General features: G+C 62.8%; 21 protein-coding genes. 9 read left to right on the forward strand and 12 right to left on the reverse strand.

The genetic code is table 11. The features are described 5' to 3' along the window. Nucleotides 1–60 precede the first annotated feature (60 nt). Nucleotides 61–468 carry a flagellar basal body-associated protein FliL gene (locus PVZ80_RS11555; RefSeq protein WP_009051412.1) on the reverse strand — a complete coding sequence of 136 codons (408 nt, stop codon included), beginning with the start codon at nt 466–468 and terminating at the stop codon, nt 61–63. Between the two features lie 158 nt (nt 469–626). Between PVZ80_RS11555 and PVZ80_RS11560 the strand changes: the two genes are divergently transcribed. Both PVZ80_RS11560 and glpT read left to right on the forward strand, forming a co-directional pair. After that, a complete protein-coding gene (locus PVZ80_RS11560; RefSeq protein WP_028683683.1) occupies nt 627–1,604 on the forward strand; it encodes an NADPH:quinone oxidoreductase family protein in 978 nt (325 codons plus the stop codon). Nucleotides 1,605–1,855: 251 nt separating this feature from the next. Then, on the forward strand, nt 1,856–3,205 hold the full coding sequence (gene glpT, locus PVZ80_RS11565; RefSeq protein WP_007926732.1) for a glycerol-3-phosphate transporter: 1,350 nt from the start codon (nt 1,856–1,858) through the stop codon (nt 3,203–3,205). Here the strand turns inward: glpT and PVZ80_RS11570 are convergent. The 6 genes from PVZ80_RS11570 to PVZ80_RS11595 form a co-directional block, all read right to left on the reverse strand. Further along, nucleotides 3,202–3,849, reverse strand: a complete 648-nt coding sequence (locus PVZ80_RS11570; RefSeq protein ID WP_009051415.1) for a gamma-glutamylcyclotransferase — start codon at nt 3,847–3,849, stop codon at nt 3,202–3,204. The two genes, glpT and PVZ80_RS11570, sit on opposite strands and share 4 nt — an antisense overlap. A 221-nt stretch (nt 3,850–4,070) precedes the next feature. Continuing rightward, complete coding sequence (locus PVZ80_RS11575; protein ID WP_016703205.1) at nt 4,071–5,039, reverse strand: CDP-6-deoxy-delta-3,4-glucoseen reductase; 969 nt, start codon at nt 5,037–5,039, stop codon at nt 4,071–4,073. Further along, nucleotides 5,039–6,505 (reverse strand): 4-hydroxy-3-polyprenylbenzoate decarboxylase, encoded by a 1,467-nt coding sequence (gene ubiD, locus PVZ80_RS11580; protein ID WP_009046125.1) that lies wholly within the window; start codon nt 6,503–6,505, stop codon nt 5,039–5,041. The genes PVZ80_RS11575 and ubiD overlap by 1 nt, the downstream gene beginning before the upstream one ends. A gap of 140 nt (nt 6,506–6,645) precedes the next feature. After that, entirely contained in the window at nt 6,646–7,905 is a 1,260-nt protein-coding gene (gene rho / locus PVZ80_RS11585; protein WP_007926725.1) for a transcription termination factor Rho, read from the reverse strand. Between the two features lie 247 nt (nt 7,906–8,152). Beyond that, entirely contained in the window at nt 8,153–8,482 is a 330-nt protein-coding gene (trxA, locus tag PVZ80_RS11590) for a thioredoxin TrxA (protein ID WP_003206727.1), read from the reverse strand. Nucleotides 8,483–8,608: 126 nt separating this feature from the next. Next, a complete protein-coding gene (locus tag PVZ80_RS11595) occupies nt 8,609–9,307 on the reverse strand; it encodes a FadR/GntR family transcriptional regulator (protein ID WP_009051417.1) in 699 nt (232 codons plus the stop codon). 254 nt (nt 9,308–9,561) lie between these two features. On the opposite strand from PVZ80_RS11595, the gene PVZ80_RS11600 reads away from it, so the two are divergent. The 5 genes from PVZ80_RS11600 to ppx all read left to right on the forward strand — a co-directional run bounded on the left by PVZ80_RS11600 (nt 9,562) and on the right by ppx (nt 14,120). Beyond that, the gene (locus PVZ80_RS11600) at nt 9,562–10,347 is read left to right on the forward strand and encodes a transporter substrate-binding domain-containing protein (RefSeq protein WP_016703202.1); all 786 of its coding nucleotides are present in this window, start codon (nt 9,562–9,564) and stop codon (nt 10,345–10,347) included. 21 nt (nt 10,348–10,368) lie between these two features. Beyond that, a complete protein-coding gene (locus PVZ80_RS11605; RefSeq protein ID WP_007926722.1) occupies nt 10,369–11,037 on the forward strand; it encodes an amino acid ABC transporter permease in 669 nt (222 codons plus the stop codon). Further along, nucleotides 11,034–11,684, forward strand: coding sequence for an amino acid ABC transporter permease (locus PVZ80_RS11610; RefSeq protein WP_028683680.1), 651 nt, complete (start codon nt 11,034–11,036; stop codon nt 11,682–11,684). Before PVZ80_RS11605 ends, PVZ80_RS11610 begins: the two co-directional genes overlap by 4 nt. After that, the gene (locus tag PVZ80_RS11615; protein WP_009051420.1) at nt 11,671–12,405 is read left to right on the forward strand and encodes an amino acid ABC transporter ATP-binding protein; all 735 of its coding nucleotides are present in this window, start codon (nt 11,671–11,673) and stop codon (nt 12,403–12,405) included. The genes PVZ80_RS11610 and PVZ80_RS11615 overlap by 14 nt, the downstream gene beginning before the upstream one ends. A gap of 212 nt (nt 12,406–12,617) precedes the next feature. After that, nucleotides 12,618–14,120: an exopolyphosphatase gene (gene ppx / locus PVZ80_RS11620; RefSeq protein ID WP_009051421.1), complete on the forward strand. Its 1,503-nt coding sequence runs from the start codon at nt 12,618–12,620 to the stop codon at nt 14,118–14,120. 169 nt (nt 14,121–14,289) lie between these two features. On the opposite strand, the gene ppk1 is transcribed toward ppx, so the two are convergent. Both ppk1 and hemB read right to left on the reverse strand, forming a co-directional pair. After that, nucleotides 14,290–16,509 (reverse strand): polyphosphate kinase 1, encoded by a 2,220-nt coding sequence (gene ppk1, locus PVZ80_RS11625; RefSeq protein WP_009051422.1) that lies wholly within the window; start codon nt 16,507–16,509, stop codon nt 14,290–14,292. 18 nt (nt 16,510–16,527) lie between these two features. Next, a complete protein-coding gene (hemB, locus tag PVZ80_RS11630) occupies nt 16,528–17,541 on the reverse strand; it encodes a porphobilinogen synthase (RefSeq protein ID WP_110175272.1) in 1,014 nt (337 codons plus the stop codon). 207 nt (nt 17,542–17,748) lie between these two features. Here hemB and PVZ80_RS11635 point away from each other — a divergent pair, with 207 nt between their 5' ends. Next, nucleotides 17,749–18,381 carry a DedA family protein gene (locus tag PVZ80_RS11635; RefSeq protein ID WP_009051424.1) on the forward strand — a complete coding sequence of 211 codons (633 nt, stop codon included), beginning with the start codon at nt 17,749–17,751 and terminating at the stop codon, nt 18,379–18,381. Here PVZ80_RS11635 and PVZ80_RS11640 read toward each other — a convergent pair. Continuing rightward, nucleotides 18,362–19,597: a sterol desaturase family protein gene (locus PVZ80_RS11640; protein WP_273863910.1), complete on the reverse strand. Its 1,236-nt coding sequence runs from the start codon at nt 19,595–19,597 to the stop codon at nt 18,362–18,364. The two genes, PVZ80_RS11635 and PVZ80_RS11640, sit on opposite strands and share 20 nt — an antisense overlap. 113 nt (nt 19,598–19,710) lie before the next feature. Here PVZ80_RS11640 and elbB point away from each other — a divergent pair, with 113 nt between their 5' ends. Continuing rightward, nucleotides 19,711–20,379, forward strand: a complete 669-nt coding sequence (gene elbB / locus PVZ80_RS11645) for an isoprenoid biosynthesis glyoxalase ElbB (protein ID WP_101283906.1) — start codon at nt 19,711–19,713, stop codon at nt 20,377–20,379. A 48-nt stretch (nt 20,380–20,427) separates the two neighbouring features. Here the strand turns inward: elbB and PVZ80_RS11650 are convergent, their stop codons facing one another. Both PVZ80_RS11650 and PVZ80_RS11655 read right to left on the reverse strand, forming a co-directional pair. Then, complete coding sequence (locus PVZ80_RS11650) at nt 20,428–20,883, reverse strand: YaiI/YqxD family protein (RefSeq protein ID WP_016703198.1); 456 nt, start codon at nt 20,881–20,883, stop codon at nt 20,428–20,430. Nucleotides 20,884–20,985: 102 nt separating this feature from the next. Then, nucleotides 20,986–22,884: an FTR1 family protein gene (locus PVZ80_RS11655; protein ID WP_041985053.1), complete on the reverse strand. Its 1,899-nt coding sequence runs from the start codon at nt 22,882–22,884 to the stop codon at nt 20,986–20,988. Nucleotides 22,885–23,144: the final 260 nt, after the last annotated feature.

A 23,144-nucleotide genomic window follows, 5' to 3' on the forward strand; every position in this document is an offset into this window, starting at 1 on the left:
AATTTGGCGGGGTCCGCGATATCGCTATCGCGGGCAAGCCTCGCTCCTACGGATCCAGCGTTACTGGATGATCAGGTTGTTGAACAGCAGGTCTTCCACCACCGGCTTGCCGGTTTCGTCGTTCATCACCTGCTGGGTCTGCTTCAGGGCTTCCTGGCGCAGCTTTTCCTTGGCTTCGACGTTGTTCATGGTTTCCGTGGTCTGCTGGGCGAACAGCGCCACCAGCTGGTTGCGGATCAACGGCTCGTTGGCCCTCACCGCCTGGGCGGCGGCATCGCCGGTCACCCGCAGGGCGACGTCAGCCTTGTAGACCTTGAGCTTGGGGCCGCCATCCAGGCCGTAGTTACCCACGAACGGCGGGTTCAGGCTGATGTAACTGACTTTCGGTGCTTCGCCCTCTTTAGCTTCCTCGGCCATGGCTGCCATGGGCAGAGACAGGGCCAGCATCAACATGATCCACGCTTTCACAATTCGCTCCTTATCCGGTAGGCGGTCTAGCATAAAGGCCCCTCTGCCTGAGCCCAAGCACAAAGCTTATGGCTGGTTATCAGGCTGGGGCATGCTCGTTGACCGCGTTATTCACCCACCTACACTTATCGGCCATCACTCCCAAAGGAATAGCCCTGATGAAAGCCGTGCTGTGCAAAGCCTTCGGCCCCGCCGAAACGCTGGTGCTGGAAGACGTCGCGAGTCCTGTACCGAAGAAGAACGAAATCCTGCTGCAGGTGCACGCAGCCGGGGTGAACTTCCCGGACACGCTGATCATCGAGGGCAAATACCAGTTCAAGCCGCCCTTCCCGTTCTCGCCCGGTGGCGAGGCCGCGGGAGTGGTCGGCGCTGTCGGCGAGAAGGTGAGCCACCTCAAGGTCGGCGACCGGGTCATGGCGCTGACCGGCTGGGGCAGCTTCGCCGAGGAAGTGGCGGTGCCGGGCTACAACGTCCTGCCGATTCCAGCGTCGATGGACTTCAATACCGCTGCCGCCTTCAGCATGACCTACGGCACCTCGATGCATGCCCTCAAGCAACGCGGCAACCTGCAACCGGGTGAAACCCTGCTGGTACTCGGCGCTTCTGGCGGTGTCGGCCTGGCGGCGGTGGAAATCGGCAAGGCCATGGGCGCCCGGGTCATCGCCGCCGCCAGCAGCGCCGAGAAACTCGCGGTGGCCAAGGCCGCCGGCGCCGATGAGTTGATCAACTACAGCGAAACCAGCCTGAAGGACGAGGTCAAGCGCCTGACCGACGGCCAGGGCGCCGACGTGATCTACGACCCGGTCGGCGGCGACCTGTTCGACCAGGCCATCCGCTCCATCGCCTGGAACGGCCGGCTGCTGGTGGTGGGTTTTGCCAGCGGACGCATTCCCGAGCTGCCGGTCAACCTGGCGCTGCTCAAGGGCGCCGCGGTGGTGGGTGTGTTCTGGGGTTCGTTCGCCCAGCGCCAGCCCCAGGACAACGCGGCGAACTTCCAGCAGTTGTTCGGCTGGTTCGCCGAAGGCAAGTTGAAACCGCTGGTCTCGCAGGTCTATCCGCTGAGCAACGCCGCCAGCGCCATCAACGATCTTGGCCAGCGCAAGGCGGTGGGCAAGGTGGTGGTCCAGGTTCGCTGAAGCCCCTGCGCTCTATCGGAGCCTGCTCGCAATAACCGGATGAACCTGTTTATCGTGAGCAAGCTCTTCTCCCACCCGCCGCAGCCGCCGGCACCAGAAACGCCCCCTGCTTATCTTTAAGCGACATGTTCGTAAAAGAACATGCAAATGCTCCTGTGTTGCGTGCTCCCAGATAAGATGCAGTGCTATTTTCGGTAACGAAACTGTAACATTCGCATCCGCAGTCAAAACAAGAAATTTGGAGCTCTTGAATGTTTGCTTTCTTTCGACCTGCCGCACACCAGGCGCCCCTGCCTGACGAAAAAATAGACAGCACCTACCGCCGCCTGCGCTGGCAGATCTTCGCCGGGATCTTCATCGGCTACGCCGGCTACTACCTGCTGCGCAAGAACTTCTCCCTGGCCATGCCGTACCTGATCGAAGAGGGTTACACCCGCGGTCAGCTGGGCCTGGCCATGTCGGCGATCGCCATCGCCTACGGCCTGTCCAAGTTCCTCATGGGCCTGGTGTCCGACCGCTCCAACCCGCGCTACTTCCTGCCCTTCGGCCTGCTGGTGTCGGCCGGGGTGATGTTCATTTTCGGTTTCGCACCCTGGGCCACATCCAGCGTGACCATGATGTTCATCCTGCTGTTCATCAACGGTTGGGCCCAGGGCATGGGCTGGCCGCCAAGCGGGCGGACCATGGTGCACTGGTGGTCGCAGAAGGAACGCGGCGGCGTGGTTTCGGTATGGAACGTTGCGCACAACGTCGGCGGCGGCCTGATCGGCCCGCTGTTCCTGCTCGGCATGGGCTGGTTCAACGACTGGCACGCGGCGTTCTACGTCCCGGCCGCCGTGGCCTTGATGGTGGCGCTGTTCGCCTTCGTCACCATGCGCGACACCCCGCAATCGGTCGGCCTGCCGCCAATCGAGAAATACAAGAACGACTACCCGGAAGGCTACGACGCCAGCCACGAAGAAGAATTCAGCGCCAAGGAAATCTTCGTCAAATACGTGCTGCGCAACAAAATGCTCTGGTACATCGCCATGGCCAACGTCTTCGTCTACCTGCTGCGCTACGGCGTACTGGACTGGGCGCCGACCTACCTCAAGGAAGCCAAGCACTTCACCGTGGATAAAACCTCATGGGCGTACTTCTTCTACGAGTGGGCGGGGATTCCGGGCACCCTGCTATGCGGCTGGATGTCGGACAAGATCTTCCGTGGCAACCGTGGCCTGACCGGCATGGTGTTCATGGCGCTGGTGACCGTGGCGACCCTGGTGTACTGGCTGAACCCGGCCGGCAACCCGACCATCGACATGATCGCGCTGTTCTCCATCGGCTTCCTGATCTACGGCCCGGTGATGCTGATCGGCCTGCAGGCCCTGGAACTGGCACCGAAGAAAGCCGCCGGCACCGCCGCGGGCTTTACCGGCCTGTTCGGCTACCTGGGTGGCTCGGTCGCGGCCAGCGCGGCGATGGGCTACACCGTGGACCACTTCGGCTGGGACGGCGGTTTTGTCCTGCTGGTAGGCGCCTGCCTGCTGTCGATGGCCTTCCTGGCCCCGACCCTGTGGCACAAACAGGTCGCCAGCCAGAGCCGCGAAGCCATTGCCTAGTGGGTTGCTGACTTACAGCGCTTGAGCCGCGCCTCCAGATTACGGTCTGGCATGGCGTGGCTACGCAGGGCGTGCACGGTCTGCTCGACATAATCGCGAGTGGTGCCGTAGCGCCCGCAGGCGCTTTCAAATACCTGGCTCAGCACATGGTCCGGCAGGTTGCCGGCATAGCTGGGCAGGTGTCGCTCCAGAACGAACCCCAGGGCCTGAACCCGGCTACCGTCTTCGAGACGGCAGTTGAGCCAGTGCGGGCGATAGGACGGGTACGGCATCTCGCGCTGCCACAGCGCATACAGCGAGGTTTCCAGCTGTTCTTCCGGCAAGCGGTAGGCGAAGCCGCTGCAGGAACCGCCACGATCCAGGCCAAAGACCAGCCCCGGCTTCTCCGGCGTGCCACGGTGTTCATGGGACCACAGGTATAAACCGCGATGGTAGCCATGCACCCGCCCGCGCATGCGCTCGACCGCCGAACATTCGGGGCGCCAGATCAGCGAACCGTAGGCAAACAACCAGACCGGCCCGCCCTTGTGGCGTGCCATGGTGGACTGCATCGAGCTGAGGAGCTGTTCGTGGGTGAGCTGCGGCCCCAGGTCGAGCCGCGGAGGGTAAGCCAGATTCAAAAAACTGGATTCAATGGCTGTCATGGCGAATAGCGTTCGGCTCCCCGCGTATAAAGAATTACTTAATAGAACGCACGGCTGTAACTCCAAGACACATATGTTTCAAGTGTTTCAAGGCAAGTTAAGTGCCATCGAAGAGTTTTAACTTTCAATAATGCGTGGCATATAACCTACCGGCATTTACCTAATTAAATAAATACCGATGGGCTATATAGGAAGTTATAACGAGGGACAGTCTCGAGAACTCAGGACCGAGGGGCGTAGGCAAATACATCGGCGCGCATCTGGTGCGCATCCATGCCCGCTTCGACCAGCGCGTCCAGGGTCGCGTAGATCATCGCTGGCGAGCCGCTGGCGTAGACATGCACCGCCGACAGGTCGGCAATGTCCTCGCTCACCGCCTCGTGCAGCATGCCGCAGCGCCCTTCCCAGCCACAGAGGTCGCTGACCACCTTGTGCAGGAACAGGTTGGGCAGCTTCTTCCATTCGTCCCAGTGTTCGATCTGGTAGAAGTCGTCCGGCCGGCGCACACCCCAGTACAGGTGCACCGGGTATTTGAAGCCCTTGGCCCGGCAATGCTCGATCAGGCTGTGCATCTGCGCCATGCCGGTGCCGGCGGCGATCAGCACCAGCGGTCCGTCTGGCAGCTCGGCCAGGTGGGTATCGCCAAACGGCAACTCGATGCGCACATTGCCATTGCGCTGCAGCTGTTCGATCAGGTTTTGTGCACTGCTTTCGCGCACCAGTACGTGCAGCTCCAGCTCGCGCCCGGCGTGCGGCGCCGAGGCCAGGGAGAACGCCGATTTCTCGCCATTCTCCCGTTCGAGCATCAGGTACTGGCCGGCGTGATAACGCGGTGGCTTGCCGGCCGGCGCCCGCAGGCGGACCCGCCAGACATCGCCGCCGACTTCCAGACACTCGGTGACCTGACACGACAGACTGCGCACCGGCAGCTCTCCCAGCGCAAGGACGCCATCCCACAGCACGATGCAGTCTTCCAGCGGCTCTGCAATGCAAGTGTAGAACTCGCCGTGATCGCGCACATCGCCGGCCTGCAGGACCCTGCCCTCCACCAGCAAGGCACAGCACACATGACAGTTGCCATTGCGGCAGCTTTGCGGGCATTCATAGCCCAGGCGCCGCGCCGCATCGAGAATCCGCTCGCCGGGCAGCGTCTCAAGCACCGCTCCGGAGGGCTGCAAGGTTACACGCATCAATCTATTCCTAACTGATTCCAGATGGCATCGATCCGGCGAGTCACCGCCTCATCCTTGACGATCACCCGGCCCCACTCGCGAGTGGTTTCACCGGGCCACTTATGCGTGGCATCGAGCCCCATCTTCGAACCCAGGCCGGAGACCGGCGAGGCGAAGTCGAGGTAGTCGATCGGCGTGTTATCGATCATCACCGTGTCGCGCTTGGGGTCCATGCGCGTGGTGATGGCCCAGATCACGTCGTTCCAGTCGCGCGCGTTGATATCGTCGTCAGTGACGATAACGAACTTGGTGTACATGAACTGTCGCAAAAACGACCAGACACCGAGCATTACCCGCTTGGCGTGGCCGGGGTATTGCTTCTTCATGGTCACCACCGCCATGCGGTACGAGCAGCCTTCGGGCGGCAGGTAGAAGTCGGTGATTTCCGGGAACTGCTTCTGCAGGATAGGCACGAATACTTCGTTCAGCGCCACGCCGAGAATCGCCGGCTCATCCGGCGGACGACCGGTGTAGGTGCTGTGGTAGATCGGCTTGATCCGGTGGGTGATGCGCTCGACGGTGAACACCGGGAAGCTGTCGACTTCGTTGTAGTAGCCGGTGTGGTCGCCATACGGGCCTTCATCGGCCATCTCGCCCGGATGAATCACCCCTTCCAGGATGATTTCCGCGGTGGCCGGCACTTGCAGGTCGTTGCCACGGCATTTCACCAGCTCGGTGCGGTTGCCCCGCAGCAGGCCGGCGAAGGCGTATTCGGAGAGGCTGTCCGGCACCGGCGTCACGGCGCCGAGGATGGTCGCCGGGTCGGCTCCCAGGGCCACGGATACCGGGAACGGCTGGCCCGGGTGCTTCTCGCACCACTCGCGGTAATCCAGCGCGCCGCCACGGTGGCTCAACCAGCGCATGATCACCTTGTTGCGACCGATCACCTGCTGGCGATAGATCCCGAGGTTCTGCCGGTCCTTGTTCGGGCCCTTGGTGACGGTCAGGCCCCAGGTGATCAGCGGGCCGACATCGCCCGGCCAGCAGGTCTGCACCGGCAGCATCGCCAGGTCGACGTCATCGCCTTCGATGACCACTTCCTGGCAGATCGCGTCCTTGACGACTTTTGGCGCCATGGAAATGATCTTGCGGAAGATCGGCAGCTTGGACCAGGCATCCTTCAGTCCCTTGGGCGGCTCGGGCTCCTTGAGGAAGGCCAGCAGCTTGCCGATTTCCCGCAGTTCGCTGACCGCTTCGGCGCCCATGCCCAGCGCCACGCGCTCCGGGGTGCCGAACAGGTTGCCCAGCACCGGAATGTCGTAGCCGGTGGGCTTTTCAAACAGCAGGGCCGGACCTTTGGCACGCAAGGTGCGATCGCAGACCTCGGTCATTTCCAGCACTGGGGACACCGGAACCTGGATGCGCTTGAGTTCGCCGCGCTGTTCCAGACCGCTGATAAAGTCGCGCAAGTCGCGATACTGCATGCGTGAGCCTCGTTTTGGCCGTGGCGTTCGGGGCTGGCAGTTTAGCGCCGAACCCGACTGTTCAGAACAGTGAACTGCCGTTCATCAATAATCAGATAGCAAAAAGCCGGGTTTCCCCGGCTTTTGCGGTCCCGCTCGACTTACTTGCGTTTCATCGACAGGAAGAACTCATCGTTGGTCTTGGTCTGTTTCAGCTTGTCGACCAGGAACTCGATGGCGGCGACTTCATCCATAGGATGCAGCAGCTTGCGCAGGATCCACATGCGCTGCAGCTCGTCGTCGGCGGTCAGCAACTCTTCGCGGCGGGTGCCGGAACGGTTGATGTTGATGGCCGGGAATACACGCTTCTCGGCGATCTTGCGGTCCAGAGGCAGCTCCATATTGCCGGTGCCCTTGAACTCTTCGTAGATCACTTCGTCCATCTTCGAGCCGGTTTCAACCAGCGCGGTGGCAATGATGGTCAGCGAGCCGCCTTCTTCGATGTTCCGCGCGGCGCCGAAGAAACGCTTCGGTTTTTCCAGGGCGTGGGCATCGACACCACCGGTCAGCACCTTGCCGGAGCTCGGGATCACGGTGTTGTAGGCACGAGCCAGGCGGGTGATGGAGTCGAGCAGGATCACCACGTCCTTCTTGTGTTCGACCAGGCGCTTGGCCTTCTCGATCACCATCTCGGCAACCTGCACGTGGCGGGTTGGCGGTTCGTCGAAGGTGGAGGCGACCACTTCGCCGCGCACGGTGCGCTGCATCTCGGTCACTTCTTCCGGACGTTCGTCGATCAGCAGCACGATCAGATGAACTTCTGGGTTGTTGCGGGTGATGTTCGACGCGATGTTCTGCAGCATGATGGTCTTGCCCGCTTTCGGCGGAGCAACGATCAGACCACGCTGGCCTTTACCGATCGGGGCGCACAGGTCGATGACACGACCGGTCAGGTCTTCGGTGGAACCGTTGCCGGCTTCCATCTTCATGCGCACGGTCGGGAACAGCGGCGTCAGGTTTTCGAACAGGATCTTGTTCTTCGCGTTCTCGGGACGATCGTAGTTGATCGTGTCGACCTTCAGCAGTGCGAAGTAACGCTCGCCTTCCTTTGGAGGGCGGATCTTGCCAACGATGGTGTCACCGGTGCGCAAGTTGAAACGACGGATCTGGCTCGGGGAGACGTAGATATCGTCTGGGCCGGCCAGATAGGAGGCGTCGGAGGAGCGAAGAAAGCCGAAGCCGTCCTGGAGGATCTCCAGCACGCCATCACCGGAGATTTCCTCGCCGCTTTTAGCGTGCTTTTTCAGCAGGGAGAAAATCACGTCCTGCTTGCGCGAACGGGCCATATTTTCTATGCCCATCTGTTCGGCCAATTCGAGCAGTTCGGTAATCGGCTTTTGCTTGAGTTCAGTCAGATTCATATAGGAATGACGTAATCATTTATGGAGGGGGGAAATTAAGCTTTTGGCTTAATGATGCCGCGCCGCGGAGAAGGCGACAGGATCGCGTACTTATTCGAAAAGGAGAGCGTCGGCGACGGCTTGCAGGGGGCAGAGGAGAAACCAGTGCGGGGCCGAATGTAACACCTGAGTTTCTGAGCGTCTAGCCCTGAATAATGAAAAAGCCCCGCTATTTACGGGGCTTTTTTGATGCGATTTACAACGACGCTTAGATGTTGGCGTCGAGGAAAGCAGCCAGTTGCGACTTGGACAGTGCGCCGACCTTGGTGGCTTCGACGTTGCCGTTCTTGAACAGCATCAGCGTCGGGATACCACGCACGCCATGCTTGGCCGGGGTTTCCTGGTTTTCGTCGATGTTCAGCTTGGCAACGGTCAGCTTGCCTTTGTAGGTTTCAGCGATTTCGTCCAGGACCGGAGCGATCATTTTGCATGGGCCGCACCACTCAGCCCAGTAGTCGACCAGTACAGCGCCTTCGGCCTTGAGTACGTCAGCCTCGAAGCTAGCGTCGCTAACGTGTTTGATAAGATCGCTGCTCATGGAAGTCTCCAGGTTGTAAGCAAAAAAACGTGGCCCATCATAGCCGCCCTTCCCGCGTTCAGGAAGCCGGAGTTGATTGACTCTCGCTATGGTGCCCGATGAATTTGGGTATAGCTCAACTGGAAACTATGCGGGGGTGACAAAGGCGATTCCGGTGCGCAACGCCGCGCCACGCACATGCTCCTGCATGGCCTTCTGCGCCGCTCCAGAGGCATGCCGGGCCAGCCCGCGCAGGATCTTGCGGTGTTCCTGCCAAGTTTCCATGGCCCGCTCGGGCCGGATGAACGGTAGTTTCTGGCTCTCCAGGAAGATCTCCGCGCTGGTACTGAGAATGCTCACCATTGCCTGATTGCCGCTGGCCTGTAGGATCTTCTGGTGAAACTCGAAGTCCAGCCGCGCCGCCGCCTCGAAATCCGCCGCCCGCAGCTCGTTGCGCATGGCCTCGACATTGTCCTGCAGCGCATCCAGCTCGTCGGCGGTCAGGGTCACGGCCGCCAGCCCCGCGGCGAAGCCTTCCAGGGCATAACGCAGCTGAAAGATATCCGTCGGCGAGGCCTGGGCCGCGAACGGCCAGCTCAGCCCCACGCCATTGACCGGCGACTCCGCGGCCTGCACGAACACGCCCTTGCCGGGCTGCACGCTGATCACGCCCAAGGCGCTCAAGGACGACAGCGCCTCGCGCAACGAGGCTCGGCTGACCCCCAGTTGCACGGCCAGATCGCGCTGCGACGGCAGCGCATCGCCCGGGCCGAAGCCGCGCTCGTTGATCAATTGGCGGATGGCTTGCAGCGCCACCTCGGGTACGGCGCGGGAGATCGAGTTCATAAAATTCAGGCTGGCCGGTCCAGGAAAAAGCTAGTTGTAAAGCTATTCGCCGAGCCCGGCAAGTCGTGCCCCAAGGGGGTTCGGGCGCATCGCCGGACGCTCGATAAGGGGGCAGAAACGCCAACAACTGTTCAGACCAGTAAGACCGAACAAAACCAGCAAAACCCAGCACTCCAGGGCTTTTACCGGCGCTTGGCACGGCCTGTGCTGTGTCGCTGCGCAGAAATCACTTCCCGTGAATCCGGAGATTTGCCATGACCAAGCGTTTCAGCGCCCTGCTCTCTGCCCTGTTTGCCAGTCTGATGCTGAGTCAGATGCCCGCCCACGCCAACGGCCTGGACGATGTCGTCGCCCGTGGCACCCTCAAGGTGGCCGTGCCCCAGGATTTCCCGCCGTTCGGCTCGGTCGGTCCGGACATGAAACCCCGCGGCCTGGATATCGACACCGCGAAACTGCTGGCCGACCAGCTCAAGGTCAAGCTCGAACTGACGCCGGTCAACAGCACCAACCGCATTCCGTTCCTGACCACCGGCAAGGTCGACCTGGTGATCTCCAGCCTCGGCAAGAATCCGGAGCGCGAGAAGGTCATCGACTTCTCCCAGGCCTACGCACCCTTCTACCTGGCGGTATTCGGCCCACCCGAGGCGCCGGTCGCCACCCTCGACGACCTCAAGGGCAAGACCATCAGCGTCACCCGTGGCGCCATCGAAGACATCGAACTGACCGCCGTGGCCCCGCAAGGCGTGACCATCAAGCGCTTCGAGGACAACAACTCGACCATCGCCGCCTACCTGGCCGGCCAGGTCGACCTGATCGCCAGCGGCAACGTGGTGATGGTCGCCATCAGCGAGCGCAACCCGAAACGCATCCCGGCGATGAAGGTCAAGCTCAAGGATTCCCCGGTCTATGTCGGCGTGAACAAGAACCAGCCGGAGCTGCTGGACAAGGTCAACCAGATCCTCACCACCGCCAAGGCCGACGGCAGCCTGGAAAAGAACGCCCAGCTGTGGCTCAAGCAGCCGTTGCCGGCTGGCCTCTGATCGCGGTCGCGGAGGTTATCCATGGCTTATCAGTTCGACTTTCTACCGGTGCTGGAAAACACCGGCCTGCTGCTGCGCGGCGCCCTGTTCACCCTTGAGCTGACCGCCATCGGCGCGCTGCTCGGGGTCGGCCTGGGTATCGTCGGCGCGGTGGTGCGGGCCTGGAAGATCCAGCCCTTCTCGGCCCTCTTCGGCGTCTACGTCGAGCTGATCCGCAACACCCCGTTCCTGGTGCAGCTGTTCTTCATCTTCTTTGGCCTGCCGTCCCTGGGGCTGCAGATCTCCGAGTGGCAGGCGGCAGTGCTGGCAATGGTGATCAACCTGGGCGCCTACTCCACGGAAATCATCCGCGCCGGCATCCAGGCCATCCCCCGCGGCCAGCTGGAAGCCGCGGCGGCCCTGGCCATGACCCGCCTGGAAGCCTTCCGCCACGTGGTGTTGCTGCCGGCGCTGGGCAAGGTGTGGCCGGCCCTGAGCAGCCAGATCATCATCGTCATGCTCGGTTCGGCGGTGTGTTCGCAGATCGCTACCGAGGAGCTGAGCTTCGCCGCCAACTTCATTCAGTCGCGCAACTTCCGCGCCTTTGAAACCTACGCCCTGACCACGCTGATCTACCTGTGCATGGCCCTGCTGATCCGGCAGCTGCTGAACTGGGTCGGGCGCCGCTATATCGCGAGGAGCAGCCAATGAGTGATTTCAGCTTCTGGGACATCGTGCGCAACCTGCTGACCGGCCTGCAATGGACCCTGCTGCTGTCGCTGGTGGCCTTTATCGGCGGCGGGTTGATCGGCTTGCTGATCATGACCCTGCGCATTTCCAAGAAGGCTTTCCCCTGCCATTTCGCCCGCCTGTACATCGAGCTGTTCCAGGGCACGCCGCTGTTGATGCAGCTGTTCCTGGTGTTCTTCGGCATCGCCCTGCTGGGGGTGGATATCTCGCCCTGGCTGGCGGCGGCCATCGCCCTGACGCTGTTCACCAGCGCCTACCTGGCGGAGATCTGGCGCGGCTGCGTCGACTCGATCCCCAACGGCCAGTGGGAAGCCTCCTCCAGCCTGGCGCTCAACCCTTATGAACAGCTGCGCCATGTGATCCTGCCACAAGCTCTGCGGATCGCCGTGGCGCCCACCGTGGGCTTTTCGGTGCAGGTGGTCAAAGGCACCGCGGTGACCTCGATCATCGGCTTCACCGAGCTGACCAAGACCGGCGGCATGCTCGCCAACGCCACCTTCGAGCCCTTCATGGTCTACGGCCTGGTGGCGCTCGGTTACTTCTTGCTGTGCTACCCCCTGTCCCTCAGTGCGCGCTACCTGGAAAGGAGACTGCATGCCTCTGCTTAGAATTTCCGCCCTGCATAAATATTACGGCGACCATCATGTGCTCAAGGGCATCGACCTCAGTATCGAGGAAGGCCAGGTGGTGGCGATCATCGGCCGCAGCGGCTCGGGCAAGAGCACTTTGCTGCGCACCCTCAACGGCCTGGAGTCGATCAACGACGGGGTCATCGAAGTCGACGGCGAATACCTCGACGCCGCCCGCGCCGACCTGCGCAGCCTGCGGCAGAAGGTCGGCATGGTGTTCCAGCAGTTCAACCTGTTCCCACACCTGACCGTCGGCGAGAACGTCATGCTCGCGCCGCAAGTGGTGCAAAAGGTGCCCAAGGCCAAGGCCGCCGAACTGGCGCGCGAGATGCTGAAACGGGTCGGCCTGGAGGAGAAGTTCGACGCTTTCCCCGACCGCCTGTCCGGCGGCCAGCAGCAGCGGGTAGCGATTGCCCGGGCCCTGGCCATGTCGCCCAAGGTGCTGCTGTGCGACGAGATCACCTCGGCCCTCGACCCGGAACTGGTCAACGAAGTCCTGAGCGTGGTGCGCCAGCTGGCCAAGGACGGCATGACCCTGATCATGGTGACCCACGAGATGCGTTTTGCCCGGGAAGTGGGCGACAAGCTGGTGTTCATGCACCAGGGCAAGGTGCATGAAGTGGGCGACCCGAAAGTGCTATTCGCCAACCCGCAGACGCCGGAGCTGGCGAACTTCATCGGGACCAACGAAAGCGCTTGATGCTACCTGTAGCCGCTGCCGCAGGCTGCGATAAGGCCCGCAGGGCCTTCCTGGGCCTTCAAGAACAGCGCCTGCTGCGCAGCCTGCGGCAGCGGCTACAGGAGCTGTGGCGCAAGGATTCATGCGTTGAATCAACGCATTGGACACTGCGCGTTGGCGCGAGCGATTGATCGTGGCAGGATGGCAAGGTTATCGACCGAGACCCCCAAACCATGCCGCAAACCCAAGCCAAGAATCTGTCCCTGATCGCCGCCATCGACCTGGGCTCCAACAGCTTTCACATGGTCGTGGCCAAGGCTCACCATAATGAAATCCGCATTCTCGAGCGGCTCGGTGAAAAGGTGCAGTTGGCCGCCGGGATCGACGAAGACCGTCAACTCAACGAAGAATCCATGCAGCGCGGGCTCGATTGCCTGAAGCGCTTCGCCCAACTGATCAACGGCATGCCCTTGGGCGCGGTGCGTATCGTCGGCACCAACGCCCTGCGCGAAGCCCGCAACCGCGGCGAATTCATCCGCCGCGCCGAGGAGATCCTCGGCCACCCGGTGGAAGTCATCTCCGGTCGTGAAGAAGCCCGCCTCATCTACCTGGGCGTGTCCCATACCCTCGCCGACACCCCGGGCAAACGCCTGGTCGCCGACATCGGCGGCGGCAGTACCGAATTCATCATCGGCCAGCGCTTCGAGCCGCTGCTGCGCGAAAGCCTGCAAATGGGCTGTGTCAGCTTCACCCAGCGCTATTTCCGCGACGGCAAGATCACCCCGGCGCGCTACGCCCAGGCCTACACCGCGGCGCGCCTGGAAATCATGAGCATCGAACACGCCCTGCATCGCCTGACCTGGGATGAAGCCATCGGCTCCTCGGGCACCATCCGCGCCATCGGCCTGGCGCTCAAGGCCGGCGGCCACGGCAGCGGTGAAGTCAACGCCGAAGGCCTGGCCTGGCTCAAGCGCCGGCTGTTCAAGCTGGGCGACGTGGAGAAAATCGACTTCGAAGGCATCAAGCCGGACCGCCGGGCGATCTTCCCGGCCGGCCTGGCGATTCTCGAAGCCATCTTCGACGCCCTCGAACTGCAGCGCATGGACCATTGCGAAGGCGCCCTGCGCGAAGGCGTGCTCTACGACCTGCTGGGCCGCCATCACCACGAAGACGTGCGCGAGCGCACCCTTGGCTCGCTGATGGAGCGCTATCACGTCGACCTGGAACAGGCTGCCCGGGTCGAGCGCAAGGCGCTCCACGCCTTCGACCAGGTGGCCGAGGACTGGGACCTGGAGGACGGCGTCTGGCGCGAACTGCTGGGCTGGGCCGCCAAGGTCCATGAAGTGGGCCTGGACATCGCCCACTACCATTACCACAAGCATGGCGCCTACCTGATCGAGCACTCGGACCTTGCCGGCTTCTCCCGCGAAGACCAGCAAATGCTCGCGCTACTGGTACGCGGCCACCGCCGCAACATTCCCAAGGACAAGTTCGCCGAATTCGGCGAGGAAGGCAGCAAGCTGATTCGCCTGTGCGTGCTGCTGCGTTTCGCCATCCTGTTCCACCACATCCGCGGCACCCAGGAAATGCCCCAGGTAAAGCTGCACGCCGCCGGCGACAGCCTGGAGGTGATGTTCCCGGCAAACTGGCTGGACGAGAACCAGCTGACCCAGGCCGACTTCGCCCTGGAAGCGGAATGGCTGACCCGGGTCGGCATCACCCTCAACGTGCACTGATCTCTGCGTAGGAGCCGGCTTGCCGGCGAAGAGGCCCTCGAGCCCTGCATCAGCCTTGAGGACGCCTCGCCGGCAAGCCGGCTCCTACAATCCCCAGCCAAGCGATATAACAACAAAAAGGCCAGCCCGATGTTCGGGCTGGCCTTTTTGTTGGCGGCACCTGAGGTGCTCAGCGCACCGCCAGCACCGGGTTGCTCAGGCGCTCCAGCAATGTGGCCTGGGCGCTGCGCGGGTTCTGGTTGCCGGTCGGCGTGTTGCGGATGTAGCGGCCGTCCGACTGCAGGCTCCAGCTGTGGGTGTTATCGGTGAGATAACTTTCCAGCTCCTTCTTGACCCGCAGGATCAGCTTCTTGCCCTCGACCGGGAAGCAGGTCTCGACACGCTTGTCGAGGTTGCGCTCCATCCAGTCGGCGCTAGACAGGAACATCTGCTCCTCGCCGCCATTGAGGAAATAGAACACCCGGGTGTGCTCCAGGAAGCGACCGATGATCGAACGCACATGGATGTTGTGCGACACGCCGGCGATCCCCGGACGCAGGCAGCACATGCCCCGCACCACCAGGTCGATACGCACGCCCGACTGGCTGGCCTTGTACAGCGCGCGGATGATCTTCGGATCGGTCAGCGAGTTGAACTTGGCGATGATGTGCGCCGGCTTGCCGTCCAGGGCGAACTGGGTCTCCCGGGCGATCATGTCGAGCATGCCCTTCTTCAGGGTGAAGGGCGCATGCAGCAGCTTCTTCATGCGCAGGGTCTTGCCCATGCCGATCAACTGGCTGAAGAGCTTGCCGACGTCTTCGCACAAGGCATCGTCGGACGTCAGCAGACTGTAGTCGGTGTACAGGCGGGCGTTGCCGGCGTGGTAGTTGCCGGTGCCCAGGTGGGCGTAGCGCACGATCTCACCGGATTCGCGACGCAGGATCAGCATCATCTTGGCGTGGGTCTTGAAGCCGACCACGCCGTAGATCACCACCGCGCCGGCCGCTTGCAGGCGGCTGGCCAGTTGCAGGTTGGACTCTTCGTCGAAACGCGCGCGCAGCTCGATCACCGCGGTGACTTCCTTGCCGTTACGCGCCGCGTCCACCAGCGCATCGACGATTTCCGAGTTGGCGCCGCTGCGGTACAGGGTCTGGCGCACCGCCAGCACGTGCGGGTCCTTGGCCGCCTGGCGCAGCAGGTCGACCACCGGGGTGAAGGACTCGAACGGGTGCAGCAGCAGGATGTCCTGCTTGCTGATCACGCTGAAGATGTTCTCGCTGTTCTGCAGCAGCTTGGGAATCTGCGGGGTGAACGGCGTGTATTGCAGCTCCGGATGGCTGTCCAGGCCGGTGATGCTGAACAGGCGCGTCAGGTTCACCGGACCGTTGACCTGGTACAGCTCGGTCTCGCTCAGGTTGAACTGCTTGAGCAGGTAGTCGGACAGATGTTTCGGGCAGGTGTCGGCCACTTCCAGACGCACCGCATCGCCGTAACGACGGGAGAACAGCTCGCCGCGCAGGGCGCGGGCCAGGTCTTCGACGTCCTCGGTGTCCACCGCCAGGTCGGCGTTGCGGGTCAGGCGGAACTGATAGCAGCCCTTTACCTTCATGCCCTGGAACAGGTCATCGGCGTGGGCGTGGATCATCGACGAGAGGAATACATAGTTGTCGCCAGGGCCGCCGACTTCTTCCGGCACCTTGATGATCCGCGGCAGCAGGCGCGGCGCCGGGATGATCGCCAGGCCGGAGTCGCGACCGAAGGCGTCGATCCCTTCGAGCTCGACGATGAAGTTCAGGCTCTTGTTCACCAGCAGCGGGAACGGGTGGGTCGGGTCGAGGCCGATCGGGGTGATGATCGGCGCGATCTCGTCGCGGAAGTAGCGACGGACCCAGGTCTTGAGCTTGGTGGTCCAGTAACGGCGACGGATGAAGCGGACCTGATGTTTCTCCAGCTCCGGCAACAGAATGTCGTTGAGGATCGCGTACTGGCGGTCGACGTGACCGTGCACCAGGTCGCTGATGCGCGCCAGGGCCTGGTGCGGTTGCAGGCCATCGGCACCGGCCTGTTCACGGGCGAAGGTAATCTGCTTCTTCAGGCCGGCGACGCGGATCTCGAAGAACTCGTCCAGGTTGCTGGAGAAGATCAGCAGGAACTTCAGGCGCTCCAGCAACGGGTAGGACTCGTCCAGCGCCTGTTCCAGCACGCGGATGTTGAACTGCAGTTGCGACAGCTCGCGATGGATATACAGGCTGCTGTCATCCAGGCTCGGGATGACCAGGGTCGGCATCGCCACATGCGGCGCGTCCGCTTGCACCGGCGGGGCTTCCAGCTCCGGTGGTGTTTCAACAACCTGCTCGACCACGGGTTGAGCTTCTTTTACGGCAACTTCAGTGAGTCCTTCGGTATTCATCGCGTGTTCCTGGGAGGGCTATTTTTGCTCTCGTAACAATTGAGCAGCACGAACGGCAAAGTAAGTCAGGATGCCATCGGCACCCGCGCGTTTAAAGGCGGTCAAGGATTCGAGGATAACCCCTTCGCTCAACCAGCCATTCTGGATCGCCGCCATGTGCATGGCGTATTCGCCGCTGACCTGATAGACAAAGGTCGGTACCTTGAATTCATCCTTGACCCGCAAAAGGATGTCCAAGTACGGCATGCCCGGCTTGACCATGACCATGTCTGCGCCTTCGGCGAGGTCGGCGGCCACTTCATGCAGGGCTTCGTGGCTGTTGGCCGGGTCCATCTGGTAGGAGGCCTTGTTGGCCTTGCCCAGGTTCAGCGCCGAACCGACCGCGTCGCGGAACGGGCCGTAATAGGCGCTGGCGTACTTGGCCGAATAGGCCATGATCCGCACGTTGACGTGCCCGGCCAGTTCCAGTGCTTCGCGGATCGCCTGGATGCGGCCGTCCATCATGTCCGAAGGCGCGACCACCTGGGCGCCGGCTTCGGCATGGGACAGGGCTTGCTTGACCAGCGCGTCGACGGTGATGTCGTTCTGCACATAGCCTTCTTCGTCGAGGATGCCGTCCTGGCCGTGAGTGGTGAACGGGTCGAGCGCCACGTCGGTGATCACCCCCAGCTCGGGGAAACGCTCACGCAGCGCGCGGGTGGCGCGCTGGGCAATGCCGTTCGGGTTCCAGGCTTCGGCGGCGTCCAGCGACTTGAGCTGCGCCGGGGTCACCGGGAACAACGCCAGCGCGGGAATCCCCAGCTCGACCCACTGCGCAGCTTCCTCCAGCAGAAGGTCGATGGTCAGGCGTTCGACGCCCGGCATCGAGGCCACCGCTTCCCGGCGATTCTCACCGTCGAGCACGAATACCGGCAGGATCAGGTCGTCGGTGGTCAGGACGTTTTCACGAACCAGGCGACGAGAAAAATCATCACGACGATTGCGACGCAGGCGGGTGGCAGGAAACAAACGGTTGGCTGGGGTAAAGCTCACGACAGACTCCTGAGCCCGCGCAGGCGGGCGAGCGTGACAGTTATAAGCGCCCATTATGACGAACGGATGACAGTTGTGCTTAACCCTGTGACCGGTAGTCGCAGCTATTGTCCAGCCAGCATTTGTTCACGTCGAGACACATTTGGATACTTTCCTCCATGGGCTCGAAGGGTTAGGCTGCGCGTTCATTTCGCCAGCATCCAGACAATGCTCCAACAATTTCTTCAGGAATTCGGCTACTTCGCCCTCTTTCTCGGCACATTCTTCGAAGGCGAGACCATCCTGGTTCTGGCCGGTTTCCTCGCGTTTCGCGGATACATGGACATCAACCTGGTGGTAGTCGTGGCCTTCTTCGGCAGCTATGCCGGCGACCAGCTGTGGTACTTCCTGGGACGCAAGCACGGGCGCAAGCTCCTGGCGCGCAAGCCGCGCTGGCAATTGATGGGCGATCGGGCGCTGGAGCATATCCGCAAGCATCCGGACATCTGGGTGCTGAGCTTCCGCTTCGTCTACGGCCTGCGCACCGTGATGCCGGTGGCCATCGGCCTGTCGGGGTATCCGCCGGGACGTTATCTGTTGCTCAACGGCATTGGCGCGGCGATCTGGGCCGCCGCCCTGGCCGCCGCGGCCTATCACTTCGGCGCCGTGCTCGAAGGCATGCTGGGCAGCATCAAGAAATACGAACTGTGGGTGCTCGGCGCCTTGCTGGTCCTGGGCTTTGCCCTGTGGCTGCGCCGCCGCTTCAAGAATGCGCGGCTGGCCAAGGCGATCTACGAAGCCGAACAGGTCAAGCAGAACGAGCAGAACGATTGCTGCAAGTCTAAGACGCCAGTCGAGTAAGGCGGCCCCGACAGCAGTAAAGCGCAATGCCACTGAGCAGGCTGTAACTGATCAGGCCGACCCAGCCCAAGGCGCTGGCCGGCCACAGCCCGACCAGGGGCGCCAGCCACACCAGCGGCAGGTTCGACGCCAGCCGCAGCAACTCCATCTTCAGCGCCCACGGGCGATTCTCCAGCGCCACCCCCAGCACGAACAGACCGAAGGCCATGGCGCTCCAGCCCAGCACCAGGGCCGCGACCGGCAGGCTGTCGCCCAGGTTCATCAGGTAGCTGCCAAAGGCGGCGTACACCGCGAACTGCAACACCACATACCCCTGCTGCCAGACATCCAGCGGCACCTCGAACTTGCGGAACTGGCTCAGGTCCGGCTTGCGCAGCGGGTATTTGGCCGCCACATCCGCCGGGCGCCAGCCGGTGCGCATGAACCAGATCCGCAGCTTGTCCCAAACGCGCTCGGCACGCCGCGCATCATCGAGCAACTGGGCATAGAACTGCAGGTTGGCCCACACCGGGTTCCAACTGGCCAGGGGCGTGGTGACGCCGAAGATCACCGGCTCGTTGTCGTCCTCCTCCTGAAAGGTGCCGAACAGCCGGTCCCAAATAATGAACACGCCGCCGTAGTTGCGATCCATGTAGAGAGCGTTCTGTGCATGGTGGGCCCGATGATTGGACGGCGAGACGAAAAACCATTCGAACCAGCCGAGCTTGGGAATGTGCCGGGTGTGCACCCAGAACTGATACAGCAGGTTCAACGCCCCCACGCTGACAAACACCAGCAGCGGCACCCCCAGCACGGCCATCGGCAGGTAGAAGATCCAGCTCAGCAGGAAGCCGGTGCTGGTCTGGCGCAATGCCGTGGAGAGGTTGTAGTCCTCGCTCTGGTGATGCACCGAATGCGCCGCCCAGAGAATGTTGCGCTCATGGCCCATGCGGTGCAGCCAGTAGTAGCAGAAGTCGTAGAGGACAAAGGCGAACACCCAGACCCAGGCGCTCTCGGCCGACAGGCTGAAGAGCCCCAGGTGTTCCAGGGCAAAGGCGTAGGTCACCAGGCCGACCCCCTTGGTCAACAGCCCGGTGGTGGTCGACAAGGCCCCGGTGCTGAGGCTGTTGATGGCGTCCGCGACCCGATAGTTGTTCACCCCCCGCCAGCGGTCGACCAGCAGCTCGAGGGCGATCAGCACAAAGAAGAACGGCACCGCATAAAGAATGAAATTCATGACACGACCTGATCGGAATCCTGATCGAAGATTAGGTCGGGCGGCGGGATAACCCTATGGCAACGGGCGACAAATTAGTGGACATTTAACGCCATGAATCTGGAGAAAAAACCATGAGCAAAAAAGTTGCAGTGATCCTTTCCGGCTGTGGCGTCTACGACGGTGCCGAGATCCATGAAAGCGTCATCACCCTGCTGCGCTTGGACCAGCGCGGCGCCCAAGTGCAGTGCTTCGCCCCGAACATCGCCCAGTTGCATGTGATCAACCACCTGACCGGCGCAGAGATGCCCGAGTCGCGCAATGTCCTGGTGGAATCGGCGCGCATCGCCCGTGGCCAGGTGAAAGACATTCGTGAGGCCGACGCCGAAGACTTCGACGCACTGATCGTGCCCGGCGGCTTCGGCGCGGCGAAAAACCTTTCCAACTTCGCCGTGGAAGGGGCCGGCTGCACGGTCCAGCCGGATGTCCTGGCGCTGACCGAAGCCTTCGCCGAAGCCGGCAAGCCGGTGGGCCTGATCTGCATCTCGCCGGCCTTGGCGGCGAAGATCTACGGCCCGGGCGTCACCTGCACCATTGGCAACGACGCCGACACCGCGGCCGCCGTCAGCAAGATGGGCGCGACCCACACAGAGTGCGCCGTCGGCGACATCATCGAGGACAAGGCACGCAAGCTGGTCAGCACCCCGGCCTACATGCTCGCGCAGTCCATCAGCGAAGCGGCGGCGGGGATCAATAAGCTGGTGGATCGGGTGCTGGAACTGACCCACGAAAACGACGAGTAACCCAAAAGCCGTGGCGAGCCGGCAAGCGCCCTCGCCTCGCGGGAATCGTCAGGCCTGGCGCGCCAGCCGCGTCAGGATGCGGTCCAGGGCATTGGCGAAGGCCTGCTTCTCGCGGTCCCCATAAGCGCCTGGCCCACCACCGACCTGCCCCTGCTCGCGCAGATCGGTAAACAGGTTACGCACCGCCAGCCGCTCACCCATGTTCTGCGCATCGAATTCCTTGCCCCGCGGGTCGAGGGCGGCGACGCCTTTCTTCACCAGGCGGTCGGCCAGGGGCACGTCGCTGCAGATCACCAGTTCGCCCGGCACTGCGTGTTCCACCAGGTAGTCGTCGGCCGCATCCGGGCCGCTGGGCACCACGATCAGCTTGACGCAGGCAAAGGCCGGCTTGATCTGCGGCTGCCCCGCCACTAGCACCAACTCGAACTGACGCTTGAGGGCAAACCTCACCACCTGGTCCTTCGCCGCCTTGGGGCAGGCGTCGGCATCGATCCACACACGCATTGCGTTATTCCTCTGAAAGCATCGCGGGCAAGCCGCGCGCCTACAGATCTCGATGAACTGTGGGCGCGCGGCTTGCCCGCGATAATGAGCGAAACGGATGCCTCAGGAAACCTGGGGCCGCCGTTTCTCGGCAATGCGGCTGCGACTGTAGAGCACAATGATCGCCACGATCGCCACCGCCTGTGCCGTCAGCGAGTAGGCATCGGCGTGAATGCCCAGCCAGTCGAAGTCGAAGAACGCCACCGGCCGCGTACCGAAGACTCCGGCCTCCTGCAGCGCCTTGACGCCATGCCCGGCAAACACCACCGACAAGGCGCACAGCAATGCCGCGTTGATGCCGAAGAACAGGGCCAGCGGCAGCTTGGCCGAACCGCGCAGGATCACCCAGGCCAGGCCGAACAGCAGCACCAGCGCCGTGGCGCCGCCGGCCAGCACCGCGTTGTGGCCCGCCGGGCCGGCCTGCAGCCACAGGGTTTCGTAGAACAGGATCACTTCGAACAGCTCGCGATAGACCGAGAAGAACGCCAGCACCGCAAAGCCGAACCGGCCTCCACCGCCCACCAGGCTGCTCTTGATGTAGTCCTGCCAGGCCGCCGCGTGCCGACGGTCGTGCATCCACACGCCGAGCCACAGCACCATGACACTGGCGAACAAGGCCGTGGCGCCTTCCAGCAACTCGCGCTGGGAGCCGCTGACGTCGATCACATAGGCCGCCAGCGCCCAGGTTGCCAGGCCGGCCAGCAAGGCCAGGGCCCAGCCGACGTTGACGCTGCGCACCGCCGATTGCTGGCCGGTATTGCGCAGGAAGGCCAGGATCGCCGCCAGCACCAGGATCGCTTCCAGGCCCTCGCGCAACAGGATCAGCAGGCCGGAAATGTAGCTCAGCGACCAGCTCAGGCCGTCGCTGCCCAGCAGGCCCGCCGACTCTGTCAGCTTGGCCTTGGCGGCAGCCAGACGCTGCTCGGCCTGCTCTGCCGGCAAGCCGTCCTGCAGCGCCTGACGATAGGCCATCAGGGCTTTCTCGGTGTCCTTGCGCACGTTGGCGTCGACGTTGTCGAGGGAGCTTTCCACCAGCTCGAAGCCTTCCAGGTACGCCGCCACCGACAGGTCGTAGGCCTGTTCGCGGTCACCGGCGCGGTAGGCGGCCAGGCTCTTGTCCAGGGTCGAGGCGGTGTAGTCGAGCAGTTGCGCCGGGCCGCGCTTGACCTGTGGTGGCTGGGCGCGCTGGGCACGGAAGGTGGCCGCGGCCTGCGGGCCTTCGGCGGCCTCTACTTCGCTTGGGGTCTGGCGGGCCAGGTCGGCGAGGTTGTAGCTCTTGTCGCCCTTCGCCGCGGCCGGGTCGGCGGTGAAGCCGGCGATATAGGTCGCCAGGTCCCAGCGCTGGCGGTCGTCCAGCTGATCGGCGAACGACGGCATGTCGGTGCCTTCGACGCCCAGGCCGAGGGTGTTGTAGATCGCGTAGAGGCTCAGGTGATCCGTGCGCGCCGCATCCCGCAGGTTGGCCGGTGGCGGCGTCAGGCCGACCCCGGCCGGGCCGTCGCCGGCACCGGTGTCACCGTGACACACCGAGCAGTGCTGGGCATACAAAGGCGCGCCACGGCTCGGGTCCGGAGTGATGATCGGGGCCTGGCTGACCTCATAGGCCACCGCCAGCCTGGCACCCAACTGCCGCGCCTGGCGGGCGACGAGGGCACCGTCCGCCTTGGCCTTGACCGCCTCGTTCAGGCTGGCGATGCCCTGCTCCAGCTCGGCCTTCTCCGGCTTGGCCGGCAAATCGGCGACCAGCCCCTGCAACACGCCGAGAAACTCGACCTGCTCACGGTACTCGGAGTCATCAATGACCTTGCCCGCCTCTACCGTCGGTGGGTAGTCCGCACCAATGTAGTCGAGCAGGTGCAGCGCCTTGGGCGCGCCTTCTACGGTGTCCGCCAGCAGGTTGGCGCTGCACAGGGCCAATAGCGGCAGCACGAGCCACGCCAGGAAACGGGAGGGGGCAGTCATGAACGAATCTCAAATGGAAATACGAAGTAACACATTGTTCACTTCCAATGAGTTTCACTCAAGCGTTGTCACGCGCGACACCCAGACGCAGTCGCGCCTGATGCCTGGCCAAAGCCTTGAATCACCTGGGGTCCGGGGTTTCCTGAACAAAGATGAAATAAATCCGGACATCACCGGGACCGGTTCATGCTCCCGGATCCCCCGGGGACACAGCCATAAAAAAGGCGCCCTCGATAGGCGCCTTTTTGTAGGGCGAGTCT

The organism is Pseudomonas sp. B3G-3, assembly GCF_028640915.1.
In the GTDB taxonomy this organism is placed as follows: Bacteria; Pseudomonadota; Gammaproteobacteria; order Pseudomonadales; family Pseudomonadaceae; genus Aquipseudomonas; species Aquipseudomonas chlororaphis_I.